This is a genomic window from Brevundimonas sp. TWP2-3-4b2 (assembly GCF_049897345.1).
Classification (GTDB): domain Bacteria; phylum Pseudomonadota; class Alphaproteobacteria; order Caulobacterales; family Caulobacteraceae; genus Brevundimonas.
Genome location: NZ_JAFCWB010000002.1, coordinates 103,080 through 122,277 on the forward strand (window position 1 = coordinate 103,080; position 19,198 = coordinate 122,277).

The 19,198-nt window shown below is 66.5% G+C and carries 20 protein-coding genes; 12 read left to right on the forward strand and 8 right to left on the reverse strand.

The window, feature by feature from the left end; all coding sequences use genetic code 11:
- The first annotated feature begins 394 nt into the window (after positions 1 to 394).
- Together ACP7AS_RS04080 and ACP7AS_RS04085 are read left to right on the forward strand one after the other, a co-directional pair.
- Positions 395 to 907: a hypothetical protein gene (locus ACP7AS_RS04080; RefSeq protein WP_426027585.1), complete on the forward strand. Its 513-nt coding sequence runs from the start codon at positions 395 to 397 to the stop codon at positions 905 to 907.
- Positions 908 to 1,039: 132 nt separating this feature from the next.
- Positions 1,040 to 1,357 (forward strand): c-type cytochrome, encoded by a 318-nt coding sequence (locus ACP7AS_RS04085; protein WP_426027586.1) that lies wholly within the window; start codon positions 1,040 to 1,042, stop codon positions 1,355 to 1,357.
- A gap of 78 nt (positions 1,358 to 1,435) precedes the next feature.
- Here the strand turns inward: ACP7AS_RS04085 and ACP7AS_RS04090 are convergent, their stop codons facing one another.
- Both ACP7AS_RS04090 and ACP7AS_RS04095 read right to left on the reverse strand, forming a co-directional pair.
- Complete coding sequence (locus ACP7AS_RS04090) at positions 1,436 to 2,953, reverse strand: acetyl-CoA hydrolase/transferase family protein (protein ID WP_426027587.1); 1,518 nt, start codon at positions 2,951 to 2,953, stop codon at positions 1,436 to 1,438.
- 5 nt (positions 2,954 to 2,958) lie between these two features.
- Entirely contained in the window at positions 2,959 to 3,792 is an 834-nt protein-coding gene (locus tag ACP7AS_RS04095) for a universal stress protein (protein WP_426027588.1), read from the reverse strand.
- 282 nt (positions 3,793 to 4,074) lie between these two features.
- Here ACP7AS_RS04095 and ACP7AS_RS04100 point away from each other — a divergent pair, with 282 nt between their 5' ends.
- From ACP7AS_RS04100 to ACP7AS_RS04120, 5 genes are all read left to right on the forward strand, one after another.
- Complete coding sequence (locus tag ACP7AS_RS04100) at positions 4,075 to 4,689, forward strand: helix-turn-helix domain-containing protein (protein WP_426028135.1); 615 nt, start codon at positions 4,075 to 4,077, stop codon at positions 4,687 to 4,689.
- 137 nt (positions 4,690 to 4,826) lie between these two features.
- Positions 4,827 to 5,864 (forward strand): zinc-dependent alcohol dehydrogenase family protein, encoded by a 1,038-nt coding sequence (locus tag ACP7AS_RS04105; RefSeq protein WP_426027589.1) that lies wholly within the window; start codon positions 4,827 to 4,829, stop codon positions 5,862 to 5,864.
- Positions 5,865 to 6,015: 151 nt separating this feature from the next.
- Positions 6,016 to 6,777 carry a prepilin peptidase gene (locus ACP7AS_RS04110; RefSeq protein ID WP_426027590.1) on the forward strand — a complete coding sequence of 254 codons (762 nt, stop codon included), beginning with the start codon at positions 6,016 to 6,018 and terminating at the stop codon, positions 6,775 to 6,777.
- 60 nt (positions 6,778 to 6,837) lie between these two features.
- A complete protein-coding gene (locus tag ACP7AS_RS04115; protein WP_426027591.1) occupies positions 6,838 to 7,509 on the forward strand; it encodes a hypothetical protein in 672 nt (223 codons plus the stop codon).
- Between the two features lie 241 nt (positions 7,510 to 7,750).
- A complete protein-coding gene (locus tag ACP7AS_RS04120) occupies positions 7,751 to 8,722 on the forward strand; it encodes a ferritin-like domain-containing protein (protein WP_426027592.1) in 972 nt (323 codons plus the stop codon).
- Positions 8,723 to 8,866: 144 nt separating this feature from the next.
- Here ACP7AS_RS04120 and ACP7AS_RS04125 read toward each other — a convergent pair whose 3' ends face one another.
- Positions 8,867 to 9,709, reverse strand: a complete 843-nt coding sequence (locus ACP7AS_RS04125; protein WP_426027593.1) for an outer membrane protein — start codon at positions 9,707 to 9,709, stop codon at positions 8,867 to 8,869.
- Between the two features lie 371 nt (positions 9,710 to 10,080).
- On the opposite strand from ACP7AS_RS04125, the gene ACP7AS_RS04130 reads away from it, so the two are divergent.
- On the forward strand, positions 10,081 to 10,602 hold the full coding sequence (locus tag ACP7AS_RS04130) for a sigma-70 family RNA polymerase sigma factor (protein WP_426027594.1): 522 nt from the start codon (positions 10,081 to 10,083) through the stop codon (positions 10,600 to 10,602).
- Here the strand turns inward: ACP7AS_RS04130 and gspD are convergent.
- From gspD to gspG, 5 genes are read right to left on the reverse strand one after another with little or no spacing between them, the layout of a single operon-like run.
- Positions 10,559 to 12,574, reverse strand: a complete 2,016-nt coding sequence (gene gspD / locus ACP7AS_RS04135; RefSeq protein ID WP_426027595.1) for a type II secretion system secretin GspD — start codon at positions 12,572 to 12,574, stop codon at positions 10,559 to 10,561. The two genes, ACP7AS_RS04130 and gspD, sit on opposite strands and share 44 nt — an antisense overlap.
- Positions 12,575 to 12,584: 10 nt before the next feature.
- The gene (locus tag ACP7AS_RS04140; RefSeq protein ID WP_426027596.1) at positions 12,585 to 13,475 is read right to left on the reverse strand and encodes a type II secretion system protein N; all 891 of its coding nucleotides are present in this window, start codon (positions 13,473 to 13,475) and stop codon (positions 12,585 to 12,587) included.
- Entirely contained in the window at positions 13,472 to 13,837 is a 366-nt protein-coding gene (gene gspI, locus ACP7AS_RS04145; protein WP_426027597.1) for a type II secretion system minor pseudopilin GspI, read from the reverse strand. The genes ACP7AS_RS04140 and gspI overlap by 4 nt, the downstream gene beginning before the upstream one ends.
- The gene (locus tag ACP7AS_RS04150) at positions 13,837 to 14,304 is read right to left on the reverse strand and encodes a GspH/FimT family pseudopilin (RefSeq protein ID WP_426027598.1); all 468 of its coding nucleotides are present in this window, start codon (positions 14,302 to 14,304) and stop codon (positions 13,837 to 13,839) included. Before ACP7AS_RS04150 ends, gspI begins: the two co-directional genes overlap by 1 nt.
- Positions 14,305 to 14,307: 3 nt before the next feature.
- Complete coding sequence (gspG, locus tag ACP7AS_RS04155) at positions 14,308 to 14,757, reverse strand: type II secretion system major pseudopilin GspG (protein WP_426027599.1); 450 nt, start codon at positions 14,755 to 14,757, stop codon at positions 14,308 to 14,310.
- Positions 14,758 to 14,839: 82 nt separating this feature from the next.
- Here gspG and gspL point away from each other — a divergent pair, with 82 nt between their 5' ends.
- The 4 genes from gspL to ACP7AS_RS04175 are packed head-to-tail and all read left to right on the forward strand — an operon-like array spanning position 14,840 to position 19,194.
- The gene (gene gspL, locus ACP7AS_RS04160) at positions 14,840 to 15,979 is read left to right on the forward strand and encodes a type II secretion system protein GspL (RefSeq protein ID WP_426027600.1); all 1,140 of its coding nucleotides are present in this window, start codon (positions 14,840 to 14,842) and stop codon (positions 15,977 to 15,979) included.
- A complete protein-coding gene (gspM, locus tag ACP7AS_RS04165; protein WP_426027601.1) occupies positions 15,976 to 16,476 on the forward strand; it encodes a type II secretion system protein GspM in 501 nt (166 codons plus the stop codon). The genes gspL and gspM overlap by 4 nt, the downstream gene beginning before the upstream one ends.
- A complete protein-coding gene (gene gspE, locus ACP7AS_RS04170) occupies positions 16,473 to 17,969 on the forward strand; it encodes a type II secretion system ATPase GspE (protein ID WP_426027602.1) in 1,497 nt (498 codons plus the stop codon). The genes gspM and gspE overlap by 4 nt, the downstream gene beginning before the upstream one ends.
- A 1-nt stretch (position 17,970) precedes the next feature.
- The gene (locus ACP7AS_RS04175) at positions 17,971 to 19,194 is read left to right on the forward strand and encodes a type II secretion system F family protein (RefSeq protein WP_426027603.1); all 1,224 of its coding nucleotides are present in this window, start codon (positions 17,971 to 17,973) and stop codon (positions 19,192 to 19,194) included.
- The last annotated feature ends 4 nt before the right edge of the window (positions 19,195 to 19,198 follow it).

Below are 19,198 nucleotides of genomic sequence, written 5' to 3' on the forward strand. Positions count from 1 at the left end.
CCTTAAAGTGCTGTGTTTTTCAGCACGTTATTTTCACACAGGCCCGCCCTATGGCGAACTTTTTCCGAGCCCGCCTCGCTCGCAATCGCAGCATTTGATCCGCACTCAGGCTCAATCAGGCAAGACTCCACCCCGCGTCTGCCGCAAGAATCGAGACAGGTCATCCTTGGCCGACCGTGACGACAGACCGTCAGTCGCGGAAGCCCATCTATGCGTCTTTCGGTTGCGGATGGTCGGGCCGAACAGAATTGGCGGGTCTGACGCCGCGCGGTCCGGGTGATCGACCTGTCCGTCGAGACGTCACCGGACAGGATTGTGATCGAGGATCGCGGCGTCAGAGTCGCCTGCTTGACGCAGATCAAGGCGGAGCGCGGCAGGAACGATTGAATAGAGCATGGCCTGCGTCTCCATCCATCGACTGTCGAACGACGAGATGGACGAGGCTTGGGTGCTCGCGCGACTGGGCGACCCTGGCCTGACGCTCAAGGCCTGGCGCGCCAGGGCCAAAGCCCGCAACGCCTCGCCCGCTTCAGGCGGCGTGCTGCTGGCCCGCGACGAGGAGGCCCGGCCATGCGGCCTTGCGGTCTATTCCGTGTCGGACCAGCCCGATGGCCGACGCAGTCTGCAGGTCGAATCCCTGATCGCCTTCAGCGCGCTGGATCCTGTGGCGGTGGCCTCTGCCCTGATCGCCGAAGTCGTCCGTCTTGCGCGCGTCGTTGGATGCGAAACCCTGTGTCTTATGCGACCGCTTGGCCAGTCCCTCGAGGTGGCGGCCGAGGTCCTCGCGTCCGGCGTGGCCGTTCTGCCGAGCCTGATCTGGTCGTCGTCGTCGTCGTCGTCGGGTGAACAGCCGGCCGGGCCGATTGACCTGGGTCAAGGACGCCGCCCTCCGGGACTCACCAACTGAGGGCCTCAGCGCCGGAGTCGAACCATGCGAGCCTTCAGGATCATCGGATGCCTTCTGGTCGGGGCCTGCACGCCGCTCCCCCATCCTCGGGTGGTGCCTGTGCCGATCGCGGACCCTACCGAGAACGTGACAATGCCCCGGACCGCGTCCTCCCTGTCAACGGCCATGGACGTCGAGGCGGCGGCGCGGGGAGCCACCATCGCCCGCGCCAGCTGCGCCAGTTGTCACGCCATCGAGGCCGCGGGGGCCAGCCCCATGGCTGTCGCGCCGCCGTTCCGCGCGATCGTCCGGCGACGAAGTTCGGACGATCTGGCCGCCGCCTTCGAGCGGGGTCTGGTCACCACCCATCCGGCGATGCCGCCCTATGTGTTTCGGGCCAATGAGATCCACGACCTGACGGCCTATCTCGACTCCCTGCGTGACGGCGTCGATCGGAGGGCCATGCCCTAGCGACACAGGCCTGGATCAACGGGTGCGGTCACGCCGGAACTCAGGCTGCGCAGTTGACGTGTCCCCGTCATCCTGACCTCAGACGGCCGCCATAGAGCCGGTGCGGACGAACCGGGCGTGCCAGGACAAGGCCTCGTCCAGCAGCATGGGGGTCTGCAGGCCGTAGGACCCGGCGAGCGCCCGCTGGTAGTATTCGGCCAGCATGGGCCGATACGTCGGATGGGCACAGGTCTCGATCACCACTTTCGCCCGCTGCTTGGGTGACAGCCCACGCAGATCGGCCAGGCCCTGCTCGGTGACGATGACCTGGACGTCCTGGTTGATGTGATCGACGTGCGACGCATGGGGCACGATGGTCGAGATCGTCCCTTTCTTGGCCGTCGAGGCGCTCATGAAAATCGAGATATAGGCGTTGCGGGCAAAGTCCCCGGAGCCGCCGATGCCGTTCTGGATGCGCGACCCCATCACATGCGTCGAGTTGACGTTGCCGTAGATGTCGGCCTCGATCATGCCGTTCATGGCGATGACGCCCAGACGGCGGATCACCTCCGGGTGGTTGCTGATCTCCTGCGGCCGCAGGATGATGCGGTTGCGATAGTCGCCCATATTGCGATTGACGCGCTCGGTCAGCTCGGGACTCAGGCTCAGCGCGGTCGACGAGGCCGTGCTCAGCTTGCCGCTGTCCATCAGCGCCAGCATCCCGTCCTGGATAACCTCGGTATAGGCGCTCAGATTGTCGAACGGCGCGTCGATCAGGCCGGTCAGGACCGCATTCGCCGTATTGCCCACGCCCGACTGGAGCGGCAGCAATGACGGCGGCAGACGCCCTTTCGACACCTCATGCTCGAGAAACTCCAGCAGATGTCCGGCGATGGCCAGGTCGTCCGGTCCGGGCGCGGTGAAGCCGGCATTGCGATCGGGTCGGTCGGTCTCGACGATGGCCACGATCTTGTCGGGGTCGCAGCGGAAGCACGGCTCGCCGATCCGGTCACCGGCGCGGATCAGGGGGATGGGCACACGGTTGGGCGGCAGGGCCGTGCCGTAGTAGATGTCGTGCATGCCCAGAAGCTCCGGGTTCTGCCACCGGTTGACCTCGAGGATCACCTGGCTGGCCCGGTCCAGCCAGGTCTTGTTGTTGCCGACCGAGGACGCCGGGATCAGCGCCCCGTCCTCGCGGATGCCCGTGACCTGGATGATCGCCGTATCCAGCGGCCCGAGAAAGCCCTGCCAGGCCATGGGCGCGACCTGGCTCAAATGCATGTCGAAATAGGCCATCTCGCCGCGATTGATCCGGTCGCGGCAGGTCGGATCGGAGTTGTAGGGCAGACGGAACTCAATGCCGTCGGCCCGGGCGAGCGCGCCGTCCAGTTCAGGGCCCGTCGAGGCCCCGGTCCAGATCCGCAACTTGAACGGCCGTCCCGCCGCGTGCTCGGCCTCGATCCGCGCCGCCAGCGCCAGAGGCACAGCCGTCGGATAGCCCGAGGCCGTGAACCCACTCAGCCCCACCGTCGTGTTGGGCGCGATCAGAAGGGCGGCGTCCTCGGCCGACATGATCTTGGCGCGGTGCCCGGCGCTCGCGATCCGGTGGTCAGTCATACAGGTCAATGGCTCAGCAGCAGGCAGACAGGAGCTGCGGCCAGCAGCCCGTGGGTGACACCCCCGAAGACCCATTCGCGCATCCGCGCATGGCCATAGCCCCCGGCGACGATCAGTCCCGCCTGGTGCTCGGCGGCATATTTGAGGATCTGACTCGACCGCGCGCCGCCGTCACCCTGGATCACGTGTGCGCTGGCCTGAATGCCGTGCCGTCCAAGAAACTCCGCGACATCGGCCGTACGGGCCCGGGCGGCGTCCAGTCCTTCCGCGGCAGAGATCTCGATGACGTGGGTCAGGGTCGCAGCCTGAAGCAAGGGCAGGGCCGATGAAACCGCGCGCTGCGCTTCGCGACAATCCTTCCAGGCCACCACGGCCGTTGTCCCTTGCGGCGGTCGGGCCGGGACCGGCGGCACGATCAGGACGGGGCGGCCCAGAGACATCAAGGCGTCTCCGGGATCGACCGACCGATGGGGCCCCCTCACAGGATCGAGCCGGCCGAGGATCAACAGGTCGGCGGCGCGGATCGCCTGCCCGACCACATCCGACGGAAATCCTACCTGGCCCCGCCATTCGCAGCGGCCGGCATGGGTCCCGACCGCCTTCCAGAAGGTGGCCTCTGCCCGGGTCACATCGGCCTCGGCCATGTCCCGGAACAGGCCCAGCATTTCGCCCAGCATGGCTCCGCCGGCGTAGGGATCGACCTGGGGAACATCCGGCAAACTCGCGGAGATCCCGATCAGACGGGCGTCGGACTGGATGGCGAGATCGCAGGCCAAGGCGATCCGTGCTTCGCTGTCGGGTCCTTCCTCAACGTAGACCATCAGGCTCGCGTACGGCATGGCTTCGGCTCCTGTTTTGGCGCAGCTGGCGCTTTCCGCAGGGGTCTCGCATTGATCGGGATCAAGGATTGCGATCGATCCTTGCCAGCACGAGACATTCAGGTGGCGTTTCACTACCGGAGGGCGCATTCTGTTCTGATGATTGTTGGCAGGAGTTCAGAGCTTGTGCCGCGACTGCATCCTGAGGGATGCGTCGCTCGGCCCCTGGTCAGCGACTGCCACAATTGTGGCGCGCGAGCGCTGAGCGTCTGCGGAAGTGTCGGGGACTCCGATCTGGTCCGCCTGGGCGCACTCGCTGAAGTCGTTGCCCTGACTGGCGGAGCCGTGCTGACCCGCGAAGGGGACCCCGCGCCCTATGTCTTCAACATCACGTCCGGGTCATTGCGTGTCTACAAACTGTTGCCTGACGGTCGGCGTCAGATCACCGGCTTCCTGTTCGCCGGAGATTTTCTCGGCCTGGCGATCGAAGAGTTCTACGTCTTTTCCGCCGAAGCCATGGAACCGACCACAGTCTGCCGCTTCCGCAAGGTCCCCTTCCGTGCCCTGGTCGAAAGCTCCCCGCCACTGGAGCACACGCTTCTGCACCGAACCTCGCACGAACTGGCCGCGGCCCAGAACCAGATGCTGCTGCTGGGACGAAAGACCGCCATCGAGCGCCTGGCCTCCTTCCTTCTGGACCTGCCGGGCCATGACCCCGCGCGACCGACCGCGCCGGGCCATGTCCGTCTGCCCATGAAGCGTGGCGAGATCGCCGACTATCTGGGCCTGACGATCGAAACGGTCAGCCGCATCCTCACGCGGATGAAGGCACAGGGGATGATTTCGATGCCGTCACAGAGCGAGCTGATCGTGGAGCGTCCGGAGCTGCTGCGCGCGTACGCAGCGGGCGAGGTCTGACCTCCGGCGTTCGAGGCTGATCCCGGTCAGACGGTGATCTGGATCAAGGTCAGCGCCATCGAAGGGGTCGACAGTCGGGCGTCATGCTGCAGCGTTCTCGCAGCCTGCATCCGACCCGCGCTGGAGGCGCTCTTCCCATGAAGGCATTCGTTTACGGCGGTCCCGGCAAGACGTCGCTGGAGGACCGGCCCAGGCCTGAGATCGAGACCCCGGGCGATGCGATCGTGAAGATCGTGAAGACAACCATCTGCGGGACCGACCTTCATATCCTGAAAGGTGACGTGGCGACCTGTGCACCGGGCCGCATTCTGGGCCACGAAGGCGTCGGCGTCATCGAAGCGGTCGGAGCCGGGGTCACAACCTTCAAGGCCGGCGACCGGGTTCTGATCTCCTGCATCTCGTCGTGCGGAAAATGCGAATACTGCCGTCGCGGCATGTACTCGCATTGCACGACCGGAGGCTGGATCCTCGGCCATGTTATCGACGGCACCCAGGCCGAGTACGTCCGCATCCCCCATGCCGAGACCAGCCTCTATCCGATCCCCGAAGGCGCGGATGAGGAGGCGATGGTCATGCTCAGCGACATCCTGCCGACCGGATTCGAATGCGGCGTCCTGAACGGCAAGGTGTCACCGGGTTCGAGCGTCGCCATCGTCGGTGCCGGTCCGATCGGCCTGGCCGCCCTGCTGACGGCCCAACTCTATTCGCCGGCCGAGATCATCATGATCGACCTCGACGACAACCGCCTGGACGTCGCCCGTCGCTTCGGTGCCACCCGAACGATCAACAGCACTGATGGAAAGGCGGCCGGGACGGTGATGTCCCTGACCGGCGGTCGTGGCGTCGACACGGCCATCGAGGCTGTCGGCGTGCCGGCGACGTTTCTGCTGTGCGAGCAGATCGTTGGTCCGGGCGGGGTAATCGCCAACATCGGCGTTCACGGCAAGCCGGTCGAACTCCACCTCGAGACGCTGTGGTCGAGCAACATCGCCATCACCACAAGGCTGGTCGACGCGGTGACCACACCGATGCTCCTCAAGACGGTGCAGTCCGGCAAGATCGACCCGACGCAGCTGGTCACCCACCACTTCACACTCGACCAGATCCTCGAGGCCTATGACACTTTCGGGCGTGCGGCCGAGACCAAGGCCTTGAAGGTCATCATCACCGCCTGACGAAATGCGCCTTGGCCCGCCTGAGCCCCGCCTTGGACGGGGACATTTCCCGTTCGGCTGACAGCCAATGGTTCGCCGATCCCCTGTCAATCATCCCGGCTCTCGGTCATGTACGATATCGACGCATGAATAGTCCGGGCGACAGTGGCTGATGACGACCCTCGAAGCCGAACTGACCGTTCTGGCGGCCCTGACCGGCCTGATCGTGGGCAGTTTCGTCAACCTGGTGGCCACCCGGCTGCCGAAGGGCGAGTCGATCGCTTGGGACCGTTCGCGCGCGGACTGCTGCGGAACCGTGCTGTCGGCCCGCGAACTTGTTCCGGTCTTCAGCTGGCTGGTGCAGCGGGGGCGGTGCGTCCACTGCGGCGCGAAAGTCACCGCGCGGCACCCGATCATCGAACTGGCCGGTGCCGGTATCGGCGTCTGGGCGGCGCTCGCCTCGCCCACGCTGACCGCGGCGATCCTTACAGCCCTCCTGGGATGGCAGCTGCTGCTGATCGCCCTGGTGGACGCCGACGAACTCTGGCTTCCCGACCGGTTGACCCTGCCCCTGCTCGTGAGCGGACTGATCGCCGCGACGGCCTTGCCAGACACAACGCTTGTCGATGCGTTACTGGGCACGGTCTTCGGCTTCGCGTCTCTGTGGTTGGTGGCCAGAACCTATCGACAGCTGCGCGCGAGGGAGGGCCTCGGCGGCGGTGATCCCATCCTGTTCGGAGCCGTGGGAGCCTGGGTCGGCTGGATCGGCTTGCCGTCCGTCCTGCTGTGGGCCTGCGCCGCCGGTCTCAGCTGGGTCGCGGCACGTGCCCTGGCGCGGAGACCTCTGGCGCGCGATGAGCCGCTGCCGTTCGGGCCCTTCATCGTCATCGGCGGCTGGCTGACCTGGCTCTACGGGCCGATCGGAATCGGATGAGGGCGTATTCGGTATCCCGTCTTCCGGCGTGCTAGACTTCTCACAGTTCGAGAGATCGTCATGCGTCCAACGGGTCTGCCACTCCTCCTGTCCACCGTTGTGGTCCTCGCGCTGGCGGCCCCGGCTTCGGCCGAGGTGCTGGACGGGGCCGCGATTCAGGCGGCACCGCAGTACTATCTGATGTCACTGCCCGAGGGGCCCGTCGGCGAGATCGCCGATGCGGTGCTGGGCGACGCCCTCGGGCTGCCGTTCAAAATTGATCCGGACATCGACGCCACCATGTCGTTCCAGATCGATGGCCTCTATGCGCCGACAGCGCTGGCGCGGGAGTTCGGCTATCGACTCTGGAACGCCGACATCGCCCTGATGGAAAAGCCGTCCAGCGGACTTTGGCTGATCCCGAAAGCGAAGCTGGCGACGGCCCTGAGCGAGGGCGCTGTTCTGGTTGCACCGCCCGTCGGCACGGCTGTCAGCCGGCCGACGCCGACCGTGACAGCCCCCCGGGTCACGAGCGTCACGCGCCCTTCCTCCTCCTGGTCATGGTTCGCCTGGCTGGCCGCGGGTTGGGCAGCAGGAGTCGGCACGGTGCTCGGCTGGACCCGGCTTCGGCGACGCCGGTTATGGCCCACCGCCCTTCTGTCCGCCCCTGAGCCCATCTCGCTGAATGATGACAGTGACGATGCCGACGATCTGATCATCCCGGTCTTCCCATCCCCACAGCGGTCAAGCTGACGCTCTGAAGGCTTCACGCGACCCAGATGTTCGAGGAACTGGCTTGTTCCCCGATGCAGGGTCCGTCTGTGTCAGTGCTGTGGCGTGATCCAGCCACGACGCCTCCGATTTGAACAGGCACCAGGTTTGCGGGTTGCCGCGCCCCGCGGCGGCACCTGCGACCCGTCCGATATTTGTTCGACGTGTCGCATCATATGGCGATGACCGCGACTTTCTCCCTTACCCCACAGGAGGAAGTCCCTTGTCCAATCTCGATCTCATGCTCGAAGCTTTCGATAAGCGCGAACAACGGCGGCTTGAACGCCGCCGACTGTTCAAGCTCGGGGGCGGATTTGCCGTAGGCGCAGCGGCCGGTGCCGTTCTCGGGGCCTGCAGCAGCTCGGCCGGTGACGCCATCGCCCAAGCCCCGCCGGCTCCGGACAATGATCCCGCCATCCTCAACTTCGCGCTTAACCTCGAGTATCTTGAAGCGCAGTTCTATTCCTACGCCACCTTCGGCACCGGTCTGGCAGCAGCAAGCCTCACGGGCGTTGGCACCCAGGGCGGCGTCACCGCAACGGGCGCGGGCATGGTGCCCTTCACCGATCCGGTGGTGCGGAACTACGCGCGGGAAATCGCCAATGACGAGGTCAACCACGTCAATTTCCTTCGCAGCGCCCTCGGCAGCGCGGCGGTCGCCCAACCGGCGATCGACATCAGCGTCGGCCCCAACAGTGCATTCTCGAACGCGGCGCGCGCCGCGGGTCTGATCGGTCCGGGCCAGACCTTCAACCCCTACGCCGACGACAACAGTTTCCTGCTGGGGGCCTACATCTTCGAAGATGTGGGCGTCACCGCCTACAAGGGCGCGGCGCCCCTCATCAACAACAAGGTCTTCCTTGAAGCTGCAGCCGGCATTCTGGCGGCCGAGGCTTACCACGCCGGCCTGATCCGCACGGTCCTGTATGCCAAGGGCGTCGCGACACCGAGCCTCCGCACTTCAGCGGACGCGATCTCCAATGCGCGCGACAGTCTCGACGGTGCCTCTGACCTGGACCAGGGCATCAGCGGCACGCCGACCGAGTCGAATATCGTTCCGCTGGACGCCAACGGTATCGCCTACAGCCGGACCACCGGCCAGGTGCTGAACATCGTCTACCTGACCGCGGCGGTCGCCACGGGCGGCGGCTTCTTCCCGAACGGCGTCAACGGCTCGATCCGCACCAGCGGCTGATCAACGCCATCGTATGAGTCAGAGAAGGCCCCGGCGTTCATCCGGGGCCTTTTTGTCGTCAGATCCGGCAGTTCCGCCGAACGGCACAACAAAGGCCGCTCGGACGAGTCCGAACGGCCTTTGCCTCTGCTACGTTGCAAGCGACTAGAAGCGGTAGGCCATCCCGATGCGGAACCCGTGCGTCTTGAACTGGTCGCCGCTGCGAATCACGTCGGTGCCCGTCGTATTGGGCGGCAGGATGAAGGGATTGGTAGCCGGTGCCCCGCCCCTGCCGATCCGGACGACGAAATCGTCATCGACGTCCAGCGAGGTGTAGAGGTATTCGCCGGTGACGCTGAGTTGAGGAGTGAGCCGGTATTCCACCCCGCCCCCGGCCTGCCAGCCGTCCAGGTCCTGCTCATCGTCCGAGGTGGTCGTGAAAGCGTTCACGCCATTGCTTGAGAAGAACCGGTTGTCGATCCGGCCCCTTGCATAGCCGCCGGTTCCATAGATCAGCGCGGGCCCGGCCGCGTAGCCGAGACGAAGCCTGGCTGCGGCAACGCCCTGCAGATTGCGTTTGAACGTGTAGGAGGCCGGCGTCCCGCTGAACCCGGTCACCGAGTCCTCGGCCGTGGAGCCCGAGATCTCACCGATGGCACCAACGACGAACGAGCCCCACTGATAGTCGTAGCCGACGCGACCGGCCGCCTCCATGCCTTCCTTGTCATACTCGCAACCGTTGGCGGCGACCGGCCCCTTCGCCGAGCCGCCGCAAAAGCCGGGTGCGAACGCGTTCGAACTCGTCGTGGTGCTCACCGTATCCCCGTAGACACCGTCGAGGTTCCGGTCGAACAGCAGGCCTTCGTCCTGGTCGTCGTCGGTGGTCAGCGCGCCGCCGAGGATGCCGACGGAGAAGCCGGTCCAGTCTTCCCGCGACTGGGCCGAAGCCGCCGTTCCCCATGCAAAGCCCAGGGTGATTGCAACCCCGACCGCGAGTAGATTCTTCATGTGTTCCCTCCTGCCGAACGGATCGCGGCTTGAATGGAAACACCCGGGAGGATTCGAATGATGCGCGATCGATGAGACCGACAGGAGAAAGCCAGAATTCGCCTGCGACGGAGGCTTCCAGCTCGTCTCTTAAAGATGAGGTTGGACCGCCAGATTGTGCCCGATTACCGCGCATAAGAACGGTCATACTTTCCAATCATATTGTGAGATTAACGCCTCGATTGACAGTATAAATACCAGTGTTCGACGGCGTTCAACATTAAGTGAACAAGCGGATCTCGCATTTTATACAGTCAAGCTGAAACTTCGACAGTCTCTGTTCGTAGCTCAGTTTCGCGGAACAAGGGTGTTCCTCGAAACAGGATGCGCTCGTGTCAGTCTTTCAGCGTGATCTCGTCGACCTCGTCCCTGTCGTCCGCGCCTATGCCCACGTCGTGACCCGCAGCAGCAGCGATGCTGACGATCTTCTGCAAGACACCCTTGAGAAAGCCTGGTGCGCGCGCGAGCAGTTTCAGCCGGGCACCAGCATGAAGGCCTGGCTTTTCACCATCCTTCGCAACAGCCATCACAACCAATGGCGGCGGTCACGCCGGATAGTCGAGGACCCCAACGGCGAACACGCCGCGACCCTGCATAGCGAGGCGTCCCAGGGTTGGCGGGCGGAATTCGGCGATGTCCTGACCGCTATCGCGCGCCTGGAACCCGCGTCACGAGACGCGCTACTCCTGATCACCGTCAGGCTGAGCTATGAAGAGGCCGCCGTCGTCTGCGAAAGCCCTCTGCGCAGTGTCCAGAGCCGCGTTCGTCGCGCCCGGCAGCGTCTGGCGGACGAACTCGACAGTGTCCCGATCAGAACACCTGATCAATGCCGGGCTGCAGCCGGGGGGCGTTGAGCACCTCGCGGTCCGGGCGGACGGCTGGCACGGCCACCTCTTCGCGGCGCAGACGGTCGTAGTTTTCCTGGGCGTCGGCTCTCACATCCTCGGCATCGCGCAGGATCGTGGGGCGAAGGAAAATGAACAGCGTCCGCCGCGTCTGGCTGTCACGACGCGACCGGAACAGGACCCCGATGCCCGGAATGTCGCCCAGGACCGGGACCTTGCTGTCGCCGATCAGGCGATCATCCGTAATCAAACCGCCGAGCGTAATGGTCTGACCATTATCGGCCAGCACCGTCGTCTGGACACTGCGTCGGTTGGTGATCAGATCTGCCGCTCCTGCAACGGCCGTGTTGGTCAGCGACGACACCTCCTGGGTGACCTCCAGCCTGACGACGTCACCATCGTGGACCCGCGGCTTTACGCGCAGGGTCACACCGACGTCTTCGCGCGAGATGGTCGTGAACGGATTGACCGTGTTGCCGTCCGTGGCGAAGGCACCGGTCCGGAACGGCACGTTCTGACCCACCACGATCTCGGCCTCTTCGTTGTCCAGAACGGTTACGCTGGGCGTGGACAACAGGTTGGCGCTCGACGTGCGCGATAGCGCCTGCAGCAGAAGGCCGAAATCGCCCTCGCTGCCGACACCGACATTCAGGCCTTCCGACAGGGCGCTGGCACCCGGTACCCCAAGGGCGGCCAGGATGGCGCTCAGCGGCGTGCCGGACTGGGTGAAGGAGGTGCCGCCAATGACGCCGGACCCGGGAACCGCCCCACCGGCCGCCAGCTGGATACCCAGTTGCTCGCCCAGTTCGCCGGTGATCTCGACGATCGCCGCCTCGATCACGACCTGGGGGCGCCGGACGTCGAGCTCGACGATGAGATCCTGGATCATCTGAACCGTCGTCGGCGAACCGCGCATGACCACAGCGTTCAACTCGCTGGCGGACTGCACGGTCACATCGGCCAGCGCGAATCCGGTCGAGCCCGATGACCGGTCACTGCCGGCGTTCGCCGCGCCCGTCGCCGGCGACGAAGCCGCCGCTGTCTCGGCCTGACGTGAGGCGCTGAGGCTGGCCAGCCCGCCGGTCCCGGACCTGAGGCTTCGGGCAACCGTATTGGTCGCGGTCGCCTGTTCGCCCAGGATGCCGCGGACGATGTCGACCACCGCCTCGGCATCGGCGTGCCGCAGGCGGACGACACGGGTCACCGGCGAGGCACCGCCCGGCTGGTCGAGCGCCGCAACCACATTGCGGGCCTGAATGATATCCTGAGGCGATCCTTGGATCAGCACGACATTGCTGCGGGCGTCGGCGGACACGCGCGGCCCGCCGACATCGGAGCCAAACAGCTGACGCATGGCATCGGCGACATCCTCGGCGGCCGCATAACGCAGGGACAGACTCTCGAAACTCTCCCCGCCGCCGCTGTCGAGCGCCTGCGCGACCTGCTGGATGCGCCGTACGTTGTCGGCATAGTCGGTGACCACCACCGCATTCGGGTTGCTGACCGCCTCCAGAGACCCGAACTGGGCAACGAGCGGGCGCAGGGCCCGGGCCGCCTGGTCAGACGGCAGGTTACGCAGCCGGATCAGGCGTGTGACGACCTGCTGGGCCGAGTCGCCGCCTGAAGCGCTGTTCTGGATCACCGTCGCCTGCGGCACGATCCGCCACACCGCACCGTTGCGAACGGCGGCGAAGCCGTAGGTGCGCAAGACCGTCTGGAACAGCTCCCAAACGCCATTGGCAGACAGCGGCTGGGCCGAAACGACCGTCACAACGCCGGTCACGTTCGGATCCAGAACAATGGTGCGTCCGGTGATGCGGGCGATCTGTTCGGCGACGTCGCGGATATCGACACCGCGCATGTTGACGACAACCTCGCCCTGGACGGCGACAGGCGGGTTCTGGGCGGCACCCATGGTCGGCGGTGCCGCCATCATCAGGGCCATCAGGCAGACCAGGCCATTACGGGAATGTCTGTACACGGAGCGTCGCCTATCTGAGCGGAACGGTGAGAGTCAGGGTACGCCCGTCACGGACGACTTCGACACGGGCGCGACCGCCGGCGGCAGCGCGTTGGAGGGTCTGCTGGTCACGCGCGGCGTCACCCAGGGCCTGGCCATTGACGCTTTTGATCACATCGCCGGCGCGCAGTCCCGCGCGCAACAATTGGGGCGCGCTGTCCGGACCGATCACATAGCCTTCAGCAGATGACGTGACGCCAAGCGAACTGACGGCGGCAGAAGCCGTGACCGCGGGTTGTTGAGGCCGTATTGCGAGGGCGGATCGAGCCGCTGAGGCAGCGGCGGTGGCGATCGGCGAGGCATTTGCGAGGGCCGCCTGGGCAGCGGGGGTTGACGCCGGCGCGGCCACCGCTGCCGGAGTGGCTGTCTGCGGCGAGGTGCCGGCCGGGCCCGCCGGCAGCGCCCCCGCCGGATGCGGCAGAAGCAGTGCTTCGCGCTGCCCGCCGACATTCAGGATCACACGATCCACCTCGATGTCTTCAATCACGGCATTCCCGACGGGCGACTCGCCGATGCCGAAGATCTGGACCGGCCCCTCGCCGCTCGAGATCAGGGCGGTTGAGCCACCGCCCGCCGCATAGACCACACCTTTGAGCACCAGCCCCAGGTTCGAAATCGGGACACCGTTTGCGTTAGCCAGTCCCCCGCCGAACGGGGCCCAGGTCAGGATGGAAACGAGATCGCTGCCCGTCGGGCCACCCACCGGAGGAAGGCTGGTGGGTGTCCAGACCGCCACGCGACCATCGTCCCAGCCCACCAGCCGCCAGGTCAGTCGGGCGACACCCAACGCCAGACTGACAACGACGAAAAAGCTGACCAGCCTCAGCCAGAAGACGGGCGAACGCAGCAGGGCGGCCGTCATGCCGCAGCGCCTGTATCGACGAATCCGCTGAGCCGGGCGGCCGCGGAAGAGGCCCCCGCGCGCGACACGAAGATTTCCACCGCCTGAAGATCAGGATCGTCTGTCGGGCGGCGCTCGGCGCGAATGGTCCAGTCGATGTTCATCATCCGCACCTGGTCGGGTGGTGTTTCGCCGATGGCCAGTTCGGCCAGGCGGTTCTCGGCAATCCATTGGGCGACGACCCGGTCCTCAAGGCCCCTGACACCGTCAATGTGAGCCTGCGTGGCCATCAGCAGGCCCGTAGAGGCGACGGCCAGCACAAACAGGGCGACGATCGCCTCCATCAGCGAATAACCTTCACGCCCGTTTCGTGAGCGAGGCATCACGTCTGCCCAGCCATTGCAGCGGCTCTTACGTCCGCGTTCAGACCGTCGAAGGTGACGGTCCAGGTGCGGTCCCGATCGCGCACGGTCATTGTCGCCGGCGGTGCCGCGCCGTCGGGATCGATCAGAAGTTCCGCAGTCTCGGCCGACAACCGGACCCCGCGTGGCAACTCATAACGCACGGCCCATTCGGCAGGGGGCGTAGAGCCGGTCTCGAAACCATAGCCAGCGGGATTCATGGTCAGGGTGACGGGGCTACCCACGATCAGCGCTTCGTCAGCCGCGAGGCGCAGGCGGTCCGCGAAACGGTTGGCCTCGGTCTGGGCCGCGGCGTCGTTGCGTCCGCCCACGGCCAGGGTGACCATACCCGCGGAGATGCCGACGATGGCGAGGACGACCACCATCTCGACGAGGGTCATGCCCGCCCGATCGCCGCCTGCCGGATTGCGTTGATCCCCCCCCGCCATGGCCTACCGTGTTCGGTCGGTCAGGTCGGCGTCAAGGCCCTCGCCGCCCGGTTCGCCGTCCTTGCCGTTGGACATCAGATCGAAGCCGCCGGTCTTGCCCGGGCTGCTATAGACGTAGTCCCGCCCCCAGGGGTCTTTGGGTGCCTCGGGAAGATAACCCTCGCTGTTCCAGTTCGCGGGGGCAGGTTCCGTCTCAGGGCGCTGAACCAGGGCCTTGAGCCCCTGATCCGTTGTCGGATAGTCGCCGTTGTCGAGGCGGTACATCCGCAGGGCCGCGGCGATGGTCTTGAGGTCGGTCTTGGCGACGGTGACACGCGCCTGGTCCGGGCGGCCGATGACATTGGGCACGATCATCACCGCGACCAGGGCGATGATGGCCAGAACCACGATCATCTCCACCAGGGTCAAACCCTGCCGCCGACGCCGTCTCGCACGCGCTTTCGAAAACATCATGTCTCTCTGCTAGCGATCACACGCCGCCCGCTGCTATAGACCGGCTCCAGTCGGGGAACCAAGCCCAATGCGGACTGCAGACGTGAGCCAAGACCCCGCGCGGACGACGATTGTCGGCCATGGACTCTGGCGAATTCAATCGGATGCCGTGATTCCGGTGGATCGCGCATGGGCGGGTCCACTGACTGTCTTGGTTCCGTCAGAAAAAATTCTGACCACTGTAATCGACCTGCCTTTTCCCTCGCGCCGCAAGCGGATCGAGGCCGCGCCGTATGCGGTCGAAGGCCTGATCGCCGAGCCGCTGGATCAGGTGCACGTGGCCCTGGGCATGGAGGTTTCGGACCGTCGTCATCTCTGCGCCGTGGTTCGGCATTCGGCGATGCGCGAATGGGTCGGCCTGCTGACCGGCAACGGCCTCGAGCGCTGCATCCTTCTCCCGGATGCTCTGGCCTTGCCGGAGCCGCCCGCAGGTGCCTGGCGGGTCGCGATCGACCATGGCCGCGCCCTGGTCCGCACTGACGATGGCGGCGGCTTTGCCGTAGAAGCCGATGGCTTGGCGGCGGCGTGGGAAGCCGGTGGACGGCCGGCCCTGATCGCCGGGGGCGATCCATTGCCCGATGTGATGCGCGAGGGCGTGCGGGACGTGTCGCTTGAGATGGAGGGGGCAACGCGCCCCTCGGTGGTCGCCCCTCCCGTTGATCTGCGGCAAGGCGTTTACGCGGGCCAGCGGGCCGAGGTCAGCTCGCCCTGGCGGACGGTCGGCCTCGTCGCCGGTCTGGGCCTCGTGGCCCATCTGGCGCTGGTGGCGTTCGATACCCTGGCCCTGCACAGCATGGCCGAACGTCGCGAAGCCGAGACCCGCAGCCTGATCGCCGCCCGCCAGCCCGGGCTGGAAGCCACGCCTGACCTGGTTGCGGCCGTAGACCAGATCGCCCCGGCCGGGGTCGGAGGAGACGGGCCGTTCCTGCGCCTGTTCGGACGGACATCCCGGGCGCTCACGGGGCAGCCGCTGGCCTATCGCGCCATCCGTTACAGCTCGGCGGCTCCGATGACCCTCGCGGTCACAGCCACGGATGCCGCCGCGATCGACGGTGCCGTGGCGGCCCTGGCCCGCGCGGCCATTCCGGCGCGCTCCGCGCTGGACCCGATCGTCGCGGGAACCGTCGCCCCCAATGGCGTCAATGCCGTCATCACGCTCCAGCCCGCCGGGACCACCCGATGATTGTCACCGCCGTCCGCAACCGGGCCGCGGCGGTGCTTGAGCGCGCCCATGAGTGGCTGGCCGGACGGTCAGAGCGGGAGCGTCTCCTTCTGATTGTCCTCGCCGTGCTCGGGATGGGCGCCATCGGCTGGTACGGGATCTTCCAGCCCCTGCTGATCGCCCGTCAGACCGCAGTGGAACGCATCGCCCTTTACGAAGGCCTGCAGGCGCGGCTGCGCGCTGCCCCGGCCGGCGCAGCGACTGCTCCCGGAGCCGCCCCGATCACCGGCCCACTGGATGCGGCCGTGCGCAAGGCCGCCGCCGAGGGCGCTCTGACCGCTCAGGTCACCGGCGACGCGGACCGGGTCACCGTCGTGATAACCGGTGCGCGGTTCGACGGTGCCGTGCCGTTCGTGAGGGCGCTCGAAAGCGGTGGTGCCGTCGTGGACGATCTGCGCATGGAGACCGGCGGCCAGCCTGGCCTGATCAATCTCACCCTGACGGCGACCCGCCCATGACGGCCCTGCCGATAGACGAGCCGGCGATTTCGCCCCGTGCCCGCCTCAGCTACGGCTACGCCCGTCGCAACGGAGTGATGCTCGAGGAACGTGCCGACGGTCTGGTCTGCGTCCACCGCCGGACGGCGGCCCTCGCAGCCCTGCTGGAAGTTCGGCGGCTGAATGATGCGCCGATCGCTTTCGAAGCGGTCGATGACGCCGCCTTCGACACCCTGCTGCGCGAACAGACCGGCGATGCCGCAGACGCCGCCGCAGACATAGACGTCGACGGCACCGACCTGGCGGCCCTGGCCGAAGACGCCGCCGCCATCGACGACTTGCTCGACAGCCGCGATGACGCGCCGGTGGTGCGGCTGATCAACGCCATTCTGCTCCAGGCTGTCCGCGAGGGCGTGTCGGACGTCCATATCGAGACCGAAGAACGCCGGCTGGTGGTGCGCTACCGCATCGACGGCGTGTTGCGCGAGGTGCTCAGCCCTCCACGGTCCCTGGCCCCACTGCTGGTCAGCCGGATCAAGGTCATGGCCCGGCTGGACATCGCCGAGAAGCGCAGCCCCCATGATGGTCGGGTGACCCTGCGCATCGGCGGCATGGACGTGGACGTGCGCGTCTCCACCATCCCGACCCAGCACGGTGAACGGGTCGTCCTGCGCCTGCTGGACCGCAATACCTCGGGTCTCGATCTGGGGCATCTCGGCATGGAGGCCGACGACCTGGCCGCCCTGCGACGGATGATCCAGCGGCCGCACGGCATCGTCCTGGTCACCGGCCCGACCGGATCGGGCAAGACCACCACGCTTTACGCCGCCCTGACCGAACTGAATGACCGCAAGCGCAACATCATGACGGTCGAGGATCCTGTCGAATATGCGCTGGACGGCGTCGGCCAGATGCAGGTCAATGCGCGCATCGACCTGACCTTTGCGCGGGGGCTGCGGGCGATCCTGCGTCAGGACCCCGACGTCATCATGGTCGGTGAAATCCGCGACCACGAGACCGCCGAGGTGGCCGTGCGCTCGTCGATGACGGGCCATCTGGTCCTTTCGACCCTGCACACCAACTCCGCCGTCGGCAGCGTCACACGCCTGATCGACATGGGCGTCGAACGCTATCTTCTGGCCCCCATGCTGACCGGTCTGATCGCCCAGCGGCTGGTCCGCCGGCTGTGTCCCGAATGCCGCCGCGAGGACACCGCCACACCCGCCGACGCCGAACTGACATCCGGCACCGTTCCGGTTGGGGCACGCGTGTTCCGACCTGTCGGCTGCGCCGCCTGCCGCAATGAAGGCTATCGCGGGCGGACGGGCCTGTATGAGGTCATCGAGGTCGATCCGGGCTTGCAGGCCATGGTCCACGACGGGGCCTCGGAAGCGGCCATGGTCAAACACGCGCGCAAGTCGAGCCGCTCCATCCTCGATGACGGCGCGGCCAAGGTCGCAGCCGGCCTCACCTCCGTGGCCGAGGTGGTCCGCGTCGTGCGCGAGGACGGCTAGGATGTCGACCTGGCGCTATCAGGCCGTCGATGCCTCGGGGCGCGCCTCCGCCGGCGTGGTCGAGGCATCGACCGAAGTGGCCGCGCGCGGGATGGTCCGTGACCTCGGCCTGCTGCCCATGCAGGTGCGGGCCCAGACCCGACCAGGCGTGAAAGCGGCGGGTCTGTCCATTCCTGGTCTCGGCAGCCGCGTCTCGGCCCGAAGCCTGGCCGCCGCCACGCGCCAGCTCTCGACCATGATCGGCAGCGACATCCGCATCGAGGAAGCCGTGCGCATCGTCGGTCAGGAGCATGAGAGCCAGCCCATCGGGCCGGTGCTGGACGACGTCGCCGCCGCCGTTGTCGAGGGCCAAAGCTTCGCCGCCGCCCTGGAGCGGCATCCAAAGGTTTTCCCGGAGTATTATCGCGCCTCGATCGCGGCGGGCGAGCAGTCGGGCAAGCTGTCGGAGGTGCTGGCTCATCTGACCGATTTCGTCGCCTCGCGGGAGCGGGCCGGACGCAAGATCCAGCTGGCCCTGCTCTATCCCGCCCTGCTGGCGGTTGTGTCGATGCTGATGATCACCCTGCTGCTGGTCTATGTGGTGCCGGACATCGTGAAGGTCTTCGTATCGCGCGGCGCGGCCCTGCCGATGCTGACGCGCGCGCTGATCGGCCTGAGCGGGTTTGTGCAGCAGTTCGGCCTGCCCATTGTCGTGATCATTGCCATCACCGCCCTGCTCTGGAACCGGTGGCTGGCAAACCCGGTAAACGTCCGCAAATTCGCGCGCTTCAGACTGATGACGCCCCCGCTTTCAGGCTTCACCCGCCAGCTCAATGCCGCCCGTTTCGCCGGCAGCCTGGCGACCTTGGTGCGCAGCGACGTTCCGTTGGTCGATGCCCTGCGCGCCGCCGCCGCCGTCACGCCGAACGCCTATGTCCGCGAACGCGCCCTGATGGCCGCCCAGCGGGTGCGTGAGGGCGCGAGCCTGCGCCGCGCCCTGTCCGAGGCCGAGGTCTTCCCGCGCATGCTGCTGGCCGTGGTCGCCTCGGGCGAGCAGAGCGGGCGGTTGGGACCGGGTCTGGAACGCGCCGCCAAGGACCTGGAGCAGGATCTGGAGCAGCTGGTCACGGCCATGGTCGCCCTGGTCGAGCCCGCCGTCCTGCTGATCATGGGCGGGGTGGTGCTGTTGATGGTGCTCGCCATCCTGATGCCCATCGTCAATCTGAATAACCTGGCAGGGTTATGACCAG